Source organism: Marinobacter sp., assembly GCF_041595835.1.
Classification (GTDB): domain Bacteria; phylum Pseudomonadota; class Gammaproteobacteria; order Pseudomonadales; family Oleiphilaceae; genus Marinobacter.
Window position 1 is genome coordinate 1 of record NZ_JBFHJO010000029.1, and the last position, 12,543, is coordinate 12,543.

The 12,543-nt window shown below is 54.9% G+C and carries 13 protein-coding genes; 3 read left to right on the forward strand and 10 right to left on the reverse strand.

The genetic code is table 11. From position 1 onward, the window contains the following. Positions 1–90 precede the first annotated feature (90 nt). Positions 91–1,266: a type III PLP-dependent enzyme gene (locus ABYA77_RS10270; RefSeq protein ID WP_372965872.1), complete on the reverse strand. Its 1,176-nt coding sequence runs from the start codon at positions 1,264–1,266 to the stop codon at positions 91–93. A 309-nt stretch (positions 1,267–1,575) separates the two neighbouring features. Between ABYA77_RS10270 and ABYA77_RS10275 the strand changes: the two genes are divergently transcribed. Then, the gene (locus ABYA77_RS10275) at positions 1,576–1,950 is read left to right on the forward strand and encodes a DUF6746 family protein (RefSeq protein ID WP_372965873.1); all 375 of its coding nucleotides are present in this window, start codon (positions 1,576–1,578) and stop codon (positions 1,948–1,950) included. A gap of 58 nt (positions 1,951–2,008) precedes the next feature. Beyond that, entirely contained in the window at positions 2,009–2,887 is an 879-nt protein-coding gene (locus ABYA77_RS10280) for a translation initiation factor eIF-2B (protein WP_372965874.1), read from the forward strand. Here the strand turns inward: ABYA77_RS10280 and hrpB are convergent. From hrpB to ABYA77_RS10315, 7 genes are all read right to left on the reverse strand, one after another. Beyond that, positions 2,841–5,315, reverse strand: a complete 2,475-nt coding sequence (gene hrpB / locus ABYA77_RS10285) for an ATP-dependent helicase HrpB (protein ID WP_372965875.1) — start codon at positions 5,313–5,315, stop codon at positions 2,841–2,843. The genes ABYA77_RS10280 and hrpB overlap by 47 nt on opposite strands. A gap of 29 nt (positions 5,316–5,344) precedes the next feature. Next, positions 5,345–6,535 (reverse strand): YbfB/YjiJ family MFS transporter, encoded by a 1,191-nt coding sequence (locus ABYA77_RS10290; protein ID WP_372965876.1) that lies wholly within the window; start codon positions 6,533–6,535, stop codon positions 5,345–5,347. 89 nt (positions 6,536–6,624) lie between these two features. After that, the gene (locus ABYA77_RS10295) at positions 6,625–7,290 is read right to left on the reverse strand and encodes an SCO family protein (RefSeq protein WP_372965877.1); all 666 of its coding nucleotides are present in this window, start codon (positions 7,288–7,290) and stop codon (positions 6,625–6,627) included. Between the two features lie 36 nt (positions 7,291–7,326). Beyond that, positions 7,327–8,244 carry a heme o synthase gene (gene cyoE, locus ABYA77_RS10300; protein ID WP_372965878.1) on the reverse strand — a complete coding sequence of 306 codons (918 nt, stop codon included), beginning with the start codon at positions 8,242–8,244 and terminating at the stop codon, positions 7,327–7,329. Continuing rightward, the gene (locus ABYA77_RS10305) at positions 8,241–9,305 is read right to left on the reverse strand and encodes a heme A synthase (RefSeq protein ID WP_372965905.1); all 1,065 of its coding nucleotides are present in this window, start codon (positions 9,303–9,305) and stop codon (positions 8,241–8,243) included. Before ABYA77_RS10305 ends, cyoE begins: the two co-directional genes overlap by 4 nt. A gap of 46 nt (positions 9,306–9,351) precedes the next feature. Next, a complete protein-coding gene (locus ABYA77_RS10310) occupies positions 9,352–9,993 on the reverse strand; it encodes a hypothetical protein (protein WP_372965879.1) in 642 nt (213 codons plus the stop codon). Positions 9,994–10,026: 33 nt separating this feature from the next. Then, positions 10,027–10,725 (reverse strand): SURF1 family protein, encoded by a 699-nt coding sequence (locus tag ABYA77_RS10315; protein WP_372965880.1) that lies wholly within the window; start codon positions 10,723–10,725, stop codon positions 10,027–10,029. A 97-nt stretch (positions 10,726–10,822) separates the two neighbouring features. On the opposite strand from ABYA77_RS10315, the gene ABYA77_RS10320 reads away from it, so the two are divergent. Next, on the forward strand, positions 10,823–11,026 hold the full coding sequence (locus ABYA77_RS10320) for a twin transmembrane helix small protein (protein WP_372965881.1): 204 nt from the start codon (positions 10,823–10,825) through the stop codon (positions 11,024–11,026). An 11-nt stretch (positions 11,027–11,037) separates the two neighbouring features. Here the strand turns inward: ABYA77_RS10320 and ABYA77_RS10325 are convergent, their stop codons facing one another. Then, positions 11,038–11,925: a cytochrome c oxidase subunit 3 gene (locus tag ABYA77_RS10325; protein ID WP_372965882.1), complete on the reverse strand. Its 888-nt coding sequence runs from the start codon at positions 11,923–11,925 to the stop codon at positions 11,038–11,040. A gap of 16 nt (positions 11,926–11,941) precedes the next feature. Further along, positions 11,942–12,532: a cytochrome c oxidase assembly protein gene (locus tag ABYA77_RS10330; protein WP_372965883.1), complete on the reverse strand. Its 591-nt coding sequence runs from the start codon at positions 12,530–12,532 to the stop codon at positions 11,942–11,944. Between the last annotated feature and the right edge of the window lie 11 nt (positions 12,533–12,543).

Genomic DNA, 12,543 nt, shown 5'->3' on the forward strand with positions numbered 1-12,543 from the left:
CATGCGGTTCTGGTGATGCTCGGCTACTGCCTACTGGTGCTCCCCATCGCCTTCCGGTTGAACCTAGAACGATCCTGACCCAGCTCCACGTCAGAGGTAATAATCTTTAAGCGGAGGAAACCCATTGAACTCAACAGCACTGTATGTTGTGGTATAGGCTCCCGTAGTCAGCCAGTACATCCTGTCCCCAATGGCCAGATTCAACGGCAGCGAATACTTATGGTGCTCATACATAATGTCAGCACTGTCACAAGTCGGACCGGCAATCACACAGTCCTCGCCCACACCCGCCTTCTCTGTCCAGATCGGAAACTTGATCGATTCATCCAGCGTCTCAATCAGCCCGGAAAACTTGCCCACATCGGTAAACACCCATCGGTGCAACGCTGTGCGCGACTTCCGGGAAATCAACACCACTTCACTGACCAGCACACCGGCATTAGCAATCAGTGAACGGCCCGGCTCAACAATGATCTCCGGCAGGTCATCCCCGAAGTCTTCCTGCAGAAAGCGAGCAATTTCCTGAGCATAAACACTCAGCTCATTGGTGCGGCTGATGTAATTTGCCGGAAAACCACCACCCATGTTGATCATCTTCAAGTCAATGCCATCTTCTTCCTTCAGACGCTCAAAAATAACCTTAACCTTGCTTAACGCCGCATCCCAGGCACCAATTTCACGCTGCTGAGAACCCACATGGAACGATACACCGTATGGCACCAGGCCCAAATCACGGGCCAGCACCAACAGATCCATAGCCATATCCGTCTGGCAACCAAACTTGCGGGATAGCGGCCAATCCGCTGTCAGTGTGCCTTCAGTCAGGATGCGCACATACACCTTCGAACCTGGTGCAGCCTTGGCAATATTGCGCAGGTCCGCCTCTGAATCCGTGGCAAACATGCGAACACCCTTTTCATAGAAAGTACGAACATCCTTCGCTTTCTTGATGGTGTTGCCATAGCTGATGCGGTCGCCGGTTACGCCCAGAGTCAGAACTTTATCCAGCTCATACACCGATGCGATATCGAAGTTGGCACCCTTATCCCGCAACATAGTCAGAATCTGAGGAGCCGGGTTAGCCTTCACCGCGTAATAAACCTTCGCATATGGAAATCCATCCACCAACTCATCGTATTGACGATTGATCGTGGCGGTATCGATGACGACAAATGGCGTTTCCTTCGTTTCAGAAAACTCCTTAATACGCTTAAAAGTATCGGCGTCGTAGTAATCAGCAATGTTAGCGTTGGCAGCGTCGATCATCAGTGGTGCATCCCTCCACAGGGAAAACAGGCATAAAAAAAGGCACCACAGCAAGGCTGCAGCACCCGTAAGATTTCGCGATCATCAGGCTTTTTTTTGATCACCACAAATGCGCATTTATACCCATAATTCCGGGAACAGCACCCGGTCTGCATCGCTTGTGCCGCAAAGGTGCCCGGGGTTCGGGGCAGTGATGCCAGGTTACTCAGCCTTGCAGCTCTTTAGCGTCAGATAATTGACCTATCTCATGGTCAGAATCATCATTAACGATAATAATTTGCATTACGAATAACCAGCAAGGACATGACCATGACAAAACTCCTGACTCTGACCACCGCAATCGGCACGGCTCTTCTGTTTACCGTACCGGCGGTTGCCGATGACGACTACCATCACTTCAAAGGTGAACCCTCGCACACCCTGGAACAGGCCGTAGCCAATTTCTCCGAGTACAACAACCGGCTGGAACACGTGTTGGCCGGCGAGCTGACCCCGGAAGCCATGAACGAAGTGCACCAGCTCACCTACACCTTGGAAAATGCCCTGGAAAAACTGGATGATGAGCTGGACGACATCGCCGAACGATTGGAAAAAGTACATAAGGCCTCAGAGCATGCCGCCCCGAACACCGTGAAACAGGAAGGCGCGGCTTACCTGAATAAAAGCCGTACCATCATCAAGTAACGTCTCCGCATTTCCTGCTAGGCTCCGTAATGACATCTGCTGAATACCGGAGCCTGGCATGGACCTCTCAGATCTCGATTCCGAAGCCCGAAAAATAGTTGAAACCGTGCGTGCAGACACCGTATCCGGTGCCGCGCAACTGGCCGTCGCAGCGTTGCAACAGGTACGCCAATGGCTATCGACAGGCCCGGTAACAGCCAACGCATTGGATCGACTGCTCACGGTTCTCGCCAAAACGCGCCCCAGTATGGTACCGCTGGCGAATGCCATTGAACGTTGCCGACAAGATTTCGGACGCTGGCAAGCCAATCCTTCTATTTCTCATGAAGCTCTTCCCATTCTGGACGCTGTTCTAGACCAGCTGGTTTCAGCCAACCAGCGGGTAGCGGCAGCTTCCGCGGCTCTCATTCCAGCCAATGCGACCTTGTTCACCCACAGCCGAAGCTCCCAGGTTCTGGCCCTGTTCCGGTTACTGGTACAGCAACATCACCAGTTCTCGGTGATCTGTACTCAAAGCAGCCCCGGCAATGAGGGTTATACTCTGGCCCGGGAGCTGGATGAGTTGGGCGTGCCCGTTACTGTAATTACAGATGCCCAGATGGGCCTGTTTTTGCAAAAAGCCGATTTGATACTGTGCGGCTGCGACACCTGGCTCGGTGATGGTTATTTCCTCAACAAGAGCGGAAGTTATCCGTTGGCACTTTTAGCAAAGGAGAGAGGCAAACCGTTCTGGGTACTGGCGGACAGTTTCAAGGACAGCACGGTCGGCCACAATGAAGTAAGCCTGGAAGAGATGGCCGGTGAAGAGCTCCGGGCACCGACAGGCCCGCATATCACTGTTCGCAATATCTACTTCGAGCCGGTGCCAGTGCACCTGGTCAGCGGACGGGTCAGCGAGCTGGGCGTTTTTTCGTTCCCTGCTGAGCCTGGGCGGTGAGCGGATCTTCCGGCCAGGGGTGTTTGGGGTAGCGGCCACGCATGTCCTTGCGCACCTCCGGATAGACGTTCTTCCAGAAGCTGGCCAGATCCGCTGTGACGGCCAATGGCCTTTGAGCCGGAGATAACAAGTGAATCACTACAGGTACCCGGCCACCAGCTACTTTCGGAGTGTCTGTCCAGCCAAACAGAGCTTGCAGTTTTGCCGCCAACACCGGGCCATTCTCGGCACTGTAATCCAAAGTGACATTCTGCCCCGTTGGAATCGATAAAGACGGCGGCGCCAGTTCATTCAGCCTTTGTTGCCGGGGATAATCCAGCAAGCCATTCAGCGCCTGAACCAGCTGAATACCTTCGAGATCACTCCAACGCTTCATGCCGGACAAATACGGTGCCAGCCAAATCTCCAGCGACGCCAGCAAAGCACTGTCACTCATCTCAGGCCAATCGCCCGGAAATTGATGTGCCAGCATTCGCACCCGAGCGCGCCACTGGCACGCAGCCGGTGTCCAGGGCAGACTGTCCAGCCCCTTGCGCCGGACAGCATCCAGCAAGCCTTGCTGCAATAACTCCGGTGCTACTTGTGCCAAGGGCTTCTCTGCCAGTACCAGTGCCCCCAGTTTACGAACTTTCCGGGCCACAACCGTACCGCGCTTGTCGTCCCACAGCGCTTCATCCCGCTCCTCAATATGAACAGAAAGATCCTGCTCCAGATCAGCCAAATCCACCGGAGCTGCCAGATAAATCATAGCCTCGCGGGCTTTCCCATCCAGGTCAGCAGCTACCAGCCAGTCTTGCCGGGCCAGTGAATCTTCATCCCGCAATAACGCACCCTTGCCATTACTAAGCCGATAACGCGGCGTTGAGCCAGACCTCCGACGGGCAATACGATCCGGATAGGCTTGTGCTAACACCCGACCCACTTCGGTTTCGGTTGGCAATGCTGTGGAGGCTTCGCCCCGATACAGGCGCTGTGCAGCCTGCCGTACCGCTTTCAGCCGGGCCGGATCCAATCCACGATGCCCCCGTTCGCCTCGCAACACCCGAACGCGCTCATGCATATCCGCCCCGAAACCCGGCCCCAGCAAATCGCGCTCATCCAGCAAAGACGCCAATTCAGCCGCTAACTGCCCCAAACCCAAAGCCCGGCCTTTGATCACCATGTGAGCCAAGCGCGGATGCATACCCAAATCCCGGGCGGCCTTGCCATGATCGGTAATCGCACCCTCGGCATCCAGCAAATCCAACCACTGCAACAAACCCACCGCCTGCTGCCAATGAGCTGCCGGAGGTTGATCAATCCACGCCACCTGCTCCGGTGACCGGGCGCCCCACCGGGCCAGTTCCAACACCAAAGGTGCCAGATCCGCCTCCTGAATCTCCGGCGGAGTAAACTCCGCTAACCCGAACTGATCCGCTTCACTCCACAAGCGATAACATACTCCCGGTTCTACACGTCCGGCCCGGCCTTTACGCTGCTCAGCCGAAGCCTTGGAGACACGGCCAGTAACCAGACGAGTCATACCGCTATTGGGGTCGAACACTGCCCTGCGCTGCTGGCCCGCATCAATGACCACCCGAACGCCCTCGATGGTCAGACTGGTCTCGGCAATGGCAGTGGCCAGCACAATCTTTCGGACACCTTCCGGAGCCGGTGAAATGGCCCGGTCTTGCTCATCAGGTTTCAAATTCCCATATAGCGGAGCAATAATCACGTTACCCGACAACAACCCCTGCAACTGCTGCGCAACCCGACGGATTTCACCAGCACCGGGCAAGAACACCAGCAAGGACCCCGTCTGATCCTGCACAGCCTCTTGCACCACAGCCACCACCTGATCCACCACCCGACCATTGCGGGCAACCGGGCGATACAACACGTCGACGGGATACCCGCGACCTTCACTGCTGATTACCGGTACATCCCCCAGCACACGAGCAATAGGAGCTGTGTCCAGGGTGGCCGACATCACCAACACCCGAAGATCTTCTCGCAATGCCTGCTGGGTTTCCCGCACCAGAGCCAGGCCCAGATCGGCCTGCAGAGAACGCTCATGGAACTCATCAAAAAGAACCGCAGCGTAGTCTTCCAGCATCGGATCGTTCTGAATCAATCGGGTCAGAATACCTTCGGTAACCACCTCAACTTTCGTGTTGGCGGACACCCTGGTATCTAACCGAGTCCGGTAGCCTACGGTTTGCCCCGGAGCTTCTCCCAACTGCATCGCCATAAACCGGGCGGCCGAGCGGGCGGCCAGACGCCGGGGCTCCAGCATCAGAATTTTTCGGTTATCCCGCCATTCGGCCTCCAACAAAGCCAAGGGCACTCTTGTGGTTTTACCCGCGCCCGGGGGGGCTTGTAGCAAAGCGGTGGTGCTTTGGTTCAAGGTCTGGTTTAGCTCTGGGAGTATGGCGTCTATCGGCAACATGGGTTTGGGTTGTGTTTAACCTTTGAGTTTCAGGGGTGGCGCGGGTGAGGTACAAAGAACGCAAACACCAACCCAAAGGCCAGTGCCGCCACACCAATACCGAATGCAGACAACAGAGTGCCACCGGCATCCAGCCATTGTTTTGTTAACCATGGGCCAACCATCTGAGTGAATCCGTAAAGAGCAACCATAGCCGCCGACAGCCTTGGGCCCTGATGAGGATGCAAAGCCCGGCCTATACGTTGAGTTAGTAACACAGTGCCAAGAAAAGTACTACCAACCAGCACGGCACACAGCATCAGTCCAACCGCTCCAGGCAAAATTACAGCAGCCAGCACGCCAGCAAGCTGGATCAGGAAATTAAGCCGCAAAGCAGGGATGTCGCCCATGATGGTGCCGAGCTTGTTCCAGACCCAGGGAGCAGGAATGGTCAGCAAGGCCACCAGGGTCCAGGTTCCATCCTGCAGATAGTGGCCATCCGGCAATTCAATATTTGCCAGTAGTGGCAGAAACGTCATGGGCAGGATATAGCCCAAGCCCGCGCCAGCATACGCCAGAAACAGGGGGATGCTGGCGCGGTCGAACAATGGTGTATTGGTAATGACCTGACCGGAATCATCGTGTTCTCTATCAGAAACGTCCAACTTCCTAAGCTGTAAAACGCCCCACCAACCCAGGGGAATGGATAGTATCGCTGCAGGCCACCAACGTTGAGCACCATCCAGAAACTCTGCCGGGCCAGATACCAAACCTCCGGAGACCAATAAACCCACACCGACACCAAGGTAAACCAAACCACTCAGGGTGGCTCGATTGCGTAACACCAACCATTCCAGAATCAGCGCGGGCGCCTGAACAAACACCACACCATTAGCCACGCCATTTACCCAGCGGGTTACGGATATCACCGTGAGATGGTCCGTTTGGGTCATGATCAGGGTAGTGATGATATGCACGGCCATAAATAACGGCAGCATAAAGCGAATCTGATCAATCCGGTGCCAACGGATGGCCAGCATTGCGCCCATCAGGTATCCGAGATAGTTCCAGGTGGCCACAGCTGCGCCTTCTGAGGCACTGAATTGGTTATCGGCCACGAGATACGGTAACAAAGGCGTGTAGATAAACCGCCCCAGGGTATGTACCACCAGCAGCACCAAGCTGCCGGCCAGCAGGACGGTGAATAACTGTTTAGGGGTGACACTCTGCGGTGAAGTCATGGTCGGTGCCCGGCCTTTCAGAGAGATTCAGAGCCGGGCAGTGTAGGGTAGACACGCGTTTTTGTCAGTGAGACCTTGGCCAAAAGCCTTCAGGCGCCAGATGCTCTGGGATGATTCACTTTCGCCCACTGGTAGATTCGTTCGTAGGCCTCGGCCAATTCCTGTGGTTTATGCGGTGGCTGAATCAGTGCCTGGAGTTTGCCATCTGGGTTCAGCAGTGCTAAGTGACCACTATGGTCCACCAGCAACTGACCATCTACTTCACGGTGCACAAAAACAGCACTCACACTTTTTGCCAGCGCTCTCAAGGTATCCAGATCGCCCGTCAGGCCGTGGAAGTTTTCGCCAAAAAATCCGGTATAGGCTTTCAGTTTTTCCGGTGTGTCGTGCTCCGGGTCGGCACTCACCAACAGGTAGTCTGGCTGAGGCAGTTCGGCTGGCAACAGGTTATTGGTCTGGCGTAGGTTCGCCATGGCCGCAGGGCAGATGTCCGGGCAGTTGGTATACCCCACAAATACGAAGGTCCAACGACCCTTCAGGTCTTCCCGGGTTACCGTTTTACCCAGTTCGTTGATCAGGGTGAATTCCACCAATTCCCGGGGCTGATCGTACACATAGGTGTTGTACTGGCTCAGATCGGGTGCCGGTACCGGCTCATCGCTGGCCAGAAATACCTGACGACCGACGGTCAAACCAAAGATCAGGGCAACCACCAAAAATAATCCTGTCAGCGTAATACGTAACGACCGCCCCATGGGGCCTCCAACTCAGGTTAGTGCGACATTCTCCGCTCAGAAGAACACGAAATGATCCACCAGCAGTACAACAAACAGTGCCATCAGATAAACAATGGAATACTTGAAGGTATCCAGGGCTACCCGGCGATCATCCCCCCTTAACAAGCGGATGGCATATTGCAGGAACCTCAAGCCTAGCGCCAGAGCACCAATCAGGTAAATACCGCCAGACATCCCCGTGACAAAAGGTAGCAGGCTCACCACCAGCAACATCAGGGTATATAGCAGAATATGCAGCTCGGTGTATTTGTTTCCATGGGTGACCGGCAACATGGGAATACCCGCCTTGGCGTATTCCTCTTTACGGTGAATAGCCAACGCCCAGAAATGGGGCGGGGTCCAGGCAAAGATAATCAACACCAACAGCAGCGCATGACCTTCCACCTGCCCGGTGACGGACGTCCAGCCCAACAGTGGTGGCATGGCTCCCGCCAACCCACCGATAGTAATATTCTGAGGCGTAGCACGCTTCAGAAACAGGGTATAAACACCGGCATAACCTACCAGCGAGGCAAGGGTGAGCCAGGCCGTCAATTCGTTCACCTGCCAAATCAGGACAACCATGCCGGCCGCTGCAAGCATCACAGAGAACAAAATCGCATCAACAGGCGCAATGCGACCAGTTGCCACAGGCCTCTTTCGGGTACGCGCCATCACTGTGTCAATTTTCTGATCCACCACATGGTTGACCACCGCTGCCGCACCTGCCAGCAAAGCTATGCCCAGGTTACCGAATAACAAAATATCCCAAGCGGGCACTCCAGGGGCTGCCAGCAGCATACCGATCAAAGAGGTAAGAATCATCAAAGCCACCACCCGGGGCTTGGTCAACTCCAGATAGTCCCGCCAGGAGATATGAGCCGATGTTCCTGCAGATTGATGGACCGGCAGCGCTTTTACTTGCTCGCTCATGCCGTTACCTCCCGGTTTATGGTTGTTGTATGGGATGCCGTTGCTGTTTGTGGATGCGGTAATAGGGTGTGCCGCCAAATAAGATTAACCATCGAAAGCAGAAGTCCTGCCCCCATGGCGTTGTGGGCAACTGCAATAGCAAGCGGGATGTGTAACCAGACATTGGCCAGGCCCAGACTAAACTGAATAACCAAAACCGCAGCCACCAGCAATATGCTGTTATCCAGACTGCTATCGCAACGCTTACGCCAGAGCCGGGCCAGCAAGAAACACAGATACAGCAGCACAATTACGGCGCCAAGGCGATGAGTCATATGGATCGCAACCCGCCCGCCGGCTGCCAGTTGCCCCCCCAGATAATTCGGGCCGACATGCTGCGCAACATCAAAACCGTGCTGAAAATCCATACTTTCAGGCCACCACTGACCATTACAGGTGGGCAAACCGGTACAGGCGACTGCCGCGTAATTGGCTGCTGTCCAGGCCCCTAAAGCGATCTGAAGAACAACGAGCAATAGCCCACCGTATAGCCATGGCCGCAGCCTGCTCAGAGTTTCAGGGGGTAGCACTTTCTCGGAAGGGCGGTGACTCTGCGCTCGTTTGCGCAGTCTCAGCGTCAGCAACAGCAGCATGCTCAGTGTGGTAAACCCGCCCAACAGATGCAACGCCACCACCTGAGGCCAAAGTTTCAGAGTCACCGTCCACATACCAAAGGCACCCTGAAGAATGATGAACCCGGCAATAAAGAGCGGCAATTTCAATGGAAGCTGCTCTCGGCGATGACGAAACGCAGCAACCGCCATGCCAAACACCACCAGCCCTAAGGTGCCTGCAGCATAGCGATGAATCATTTCCGGCCAACCTTTAGCCACATCCACTGGAGTTTCCGGGAAACGGGCATTGGCAATAGCCATGTTGGTTTCACTCTGAGGAACGGTCAGAAACCCATAACATCCAGGCCAATCCGGGCAACCCAGCCCGGCATGTACCAAGCGAGTCCATGCGCCTAACATGATAACCACCATCGCAAGAACACACGCCAGGGTAGACCAGTTGGCCATTTTGCGAGCGAGTACTGTCGTCTGATTCACTGCCCGGACCTCCCACTCAGCCAATCTGAGATAATTTTAATAATTGCTTGAGGTCTTTCAGCATCTGCTTGCCGGTATGCTCAGCACCGTAATGCATCATCACATTTCCGAATGGATCTACCAGCAGTATTCGTGGCTCCACATCCGGATTAATGCCTTCAGGCCACGCAGGCATGGTTCCGGGCATGCGCTTCAGCCGCTCCATAGACTCGTATTCTTCATTCCAGCGAGCGTCAAGTGCCGCAGGGGTCCGGCCCAGCCAGGCCGCACGACTCACTCTGGATGCATTCTTTCCAAGAGCGATATTAACCTGTCGGGCAAGATACAAGAGCTGTTCACAATCTTCGGTGCAGGTTCCTGCAGCCACCAGCAGTAGCCATTTCGGCGCCTCCTTATCAACACCAAACCGATCAGCCAGTGGCTCACCACCGCGAGCATTAAGATTCAGCGCCTGTACTGACACCACCGGCTGAACCAGTTCGCCTTGATTGGAGTGGCCAGCAGGATTCAGCCAGCCGGTGTAAAACATAATGGTTGCCAGAACCATAGGCCCAAAACCGACCGCAAACAGTAGGAGGGCAGTGCGCCGGCCACGGCGGGTCTGTTCAGGGGTTGGGGCATTACGCCCGCTAACGGAGTCAGCCGTTGTCGTTGTCATTATCGGCTCCAGCCTTTCTGTCATTCATTATTGTTATGTCTCGCTTCGCCTATAACTCGCGACTACTGTCAATATAGTCAGCACACCCGCAAGCGCAAACCACTGGACTGCATACCCATAATGGGTTTGCGGGCCCATCACATCCGGAACCCGGTCGGCCCGGTAGGCACCGGGTTGTTGTACATCGGCCAGCATCACAATCATCGGAGCAGGGCTGGTGACAACGTTAGCAACTACCGTCATCGGCAAGGCCTGAACCCGTCGGGGCCAAGGGCCCACTGAAGATTCCGGATTCCCCAATACCGGCGGCTCGGGATACTCTGCCAGCCACCCTTCCAACGTGAGCAGATCTTTTGGCACTTCAATCATGGGCAACTGGTCCCGGGTACGCGCCCCCTGGACCCATCCCCGGTTAACCACCACTGGGGGCCCATCAATTGGCAGGAACAGCGTCAGTACCTCGTACCCTGGCACACCGTCCCGGGTGCGGTTATCCAATAGCCAAGTCTGCTCACCATAAAATCCAGTGAGGGCTACGGGTCGGCCAGGACGCAGGTCACCAGCAACCAACTCTGCCCATGGTGTATCCACGGATTGTTGCTGCCATGCTTGCAACAGGATTTGTTTCTCTCCAGCCCGGTTAAGCTGCCAGGCGCCCAAACCAAGAAGTAAGGGCAGTAAAAATCCGGTGAACACCATCAGGCGCCAATCTATATGCCATCGGCGAGCCATCAGAACGGCCTACCCGTGCTTTGCTATAGTGAGTACATGCTCCGGACAACGCTCGGGCAGTCTAAAATCATAACAACCTATAATAACGGGATACTCCATGCTCAAAATTGCCATCGTAATATTGCTTCTGGCCGTCATTGTGAGCCTGTTCAGCGGCCTGTTTTTTTTGATCCACGATGGTGGCAAAACCCGGCGAGTCGTGAACTCTCTCGCTATCCGTGTTGCCCTGAGCGTGTGCTTGCTAGCCTTGGTGCTGATAGCACTCTGGACCGGCGCGCTCACCCTCAACCCCACTCCCTGACGCGGCTTCGTTCAAACCACGTAAACAAACACAAACAACCCCAACCAGACCACATCGACAAAGTGCCAATACCAGGATGCCGCCTCAAAACCGAAGTGGTTATCTGCCGTAAAATGGCCTTTGGTAACCCGAATCAGCATGACCGTTAGCATAAGAGTACCCAGTAACACATGCGCGCCGTGGAACCCGGTCAACATAAAAAAGGTACTGCCGTAGATGCCAGATTGCAGCGTCAAATCCAGATCACTGTAGGCATGGGCATATTCGTAGCCTTGAACAAATAGAAACACCACAGCCAGAGCAACGGTTAACGCCAGCCACAGCTTCACCTTAGCCCGGTTGCCGGTCTTCAGAGCATGATGGGCAATGGTTACGGTAAAGGAAGAGGTTACCAACAGAATCGTGTTGACCAGCGGAAGCCCCCAGGCACTCACAACTTCTTTTGGCCCTGGATACGCCTGTGGATCAGGGTTATTCACCAACGGCCAACTGGCCTGAAAACCTTCCCAGAGCATGTTGGTACTGCCTCTGTCGCCCTCTCCGCCAATCCAGGGCACCACAAACACTCGCACGTAGAACAGCGCCCCGAAAAAGGCGGCAAAAAACATCACTTCAGAGAAAATGAACCAGCTCATGCCCCAGCGGAAAGAACGATCCATCTGTTCGCTGTATAAGCCTGCCCGGCTTTCACGAATGACACTGCCGAACCAGCCAAATAGCATATAAGCCATAATCATGGCACCTACCAGGAACATCACCCAGGCACCCGTTGTGCTTTGTCCCTGGTTGCCGTTGACCATAATCGACGCCGCACCATAAAGGGTCACACCCAGGCCAATCGTGGCAACGATAGGCCATTTGCTCTGTTCGGGAACGTAGTAGGTCTGGTGATCCGCCATAGCTGTCTCCGATGGCTTAGCCGTTATTGTTGGTTATTTTTTTTGCCGTTGTTGTGCCAGAGACTGCAACTGGCTTGCCCTGATCATAAAGGGTGTATGACAACGTCAGCTTGGTAATGTGCTCAGGCAACTCCTGGTCCACAATGAAAATCAGGGGCATTTCCACACTTTCCCCGGCCTCAAGAGCCTGCTGGTTAAAGCAAAAGCACTCGGTTTTATGGAAATACAGAGTCCCTTCCGATGGCGACAAGCTTGGCACCGCCTGCCCCACCATAGCGTGCCCGGTCGGATTAGAAGCAAAGAAGTTCACCGTGACCGGCTCACCCGGATGCACTTTCACACTCCGCACCACGGGACGGAACTCCCAGGACATACCAGGGCCATTACTTGCCAGGAACTGCACTGTAACCGTCCGGTCTTCATCCACCTGATAACTTGTGCCCGCCTCATATCGGCCGCCGGTCTTGCCGTTAATTCCTGTAATGTCACAAAAAACGTCGTACAGAGGCACCAAAGCAAAGCCAAAGGCAAACATGCCGACAACACCCGCCATGCACCAACCAATAACCCGACTATTACTGCGTTTACCCTGCTGCTGTCCGGCCATGGCCATCGCTC

Excerpts from the sequence above, each read along its gene's own strand:
- ABYA77_RS10270 (WP_372965872.1), bottom strand. The coding sequence starts at position 1,266 with ATGATCGACGCTGCCAACGCTAACATTGCTGATTACTACGACGCCGAT.
- ABYA77_RS10275 (WP_372965873.1), top strand. The coding sequence starts at position 1,576 with ATGACAAAACTCCTGACTCTGACCACCGCAATCGGCACGGCTCTTCTG.
- ABYA77_RS10280 (WP_372965874.1), top strand. The coding sequence starts at position 2,009 with ATGGACCTCTCAGATCTCGATTCCGAAGCCCGAAAAATAGTTGAAACC.
- hrpB (WP_372965875.1), bottom strand. The coding sequence starts at position 5,315 with ATGTTGCCGATAGACGCCATACTCCCAGAGCTAAACCAGACCTTGAAC.
- ABYA77_RS10290 (WP_372965876.1), bottom strand. The coding sequence starts at position 6,535 with ATGACTTCACCGCAGAGTGTCACCCCTAAACAGTTATTCACCGTCCTG.
- ABYA77_RS10295 (WP_372965877.1), bottom strand. The coding sequence starts at position 7,290 with ATGGGGCGGTCGTTACGTATTACGCTGACAGGATTATTTTTGGTGGTT.
- cyoE (WP_372965878.1), bottom strand. The coding sequence starts at position 8,244 with ATGAGCGAGCAAGTAAAAGCGCTGCCGGTCCATCAATCTGCAGGAACA.
- ABYA77_RS10305 (WP_372965905.1), bottom strand. The coding sequence starts at position 9,305 with ATGGCCAACTGGTCTACCCTGGCGTGTGTTCTTGCGATGGTGGTTATC.
- ABYA77_RS10310 (WP_372965879.1), bottom strand. The coding sequence starts at position 9,993 with ATGACAACGACAACGGCTGACTCCGTTAGCGGGCGTAATGCCCCAACC.
- ABYA77_RS10315 (WP_372965880.1), bottom strand. The coding sequence starts at position 10,725 with ATGGCTCGCCGATGGCATATAGATTGGCGCCTGATGGTGTTCACCGGA.
- ABYA77_RS10320 (WP_372965881.1), top strand. The coding sequence starts at position 10,823 with ATGCTCAAAATTGCCATCGTAATATTGCTTCTGGCCGTCATTGTGAGC.
- ABYA77_RS10325 (WP_372965882.1), bottom strand. The coding sequence starts at position 11,925 with ATGGCGGATCACCAGACCTACTACGTTCCCGAACAGAGCAAATGGCCT.
- ABYA77_RS10330 (WP_372965883.1), bottom strand. The coding sequence starts at position 12,532 with ATGGCCGGACAGCAGCAGGGTAAACGCAGTAATAGTCGGGTTATTGGT.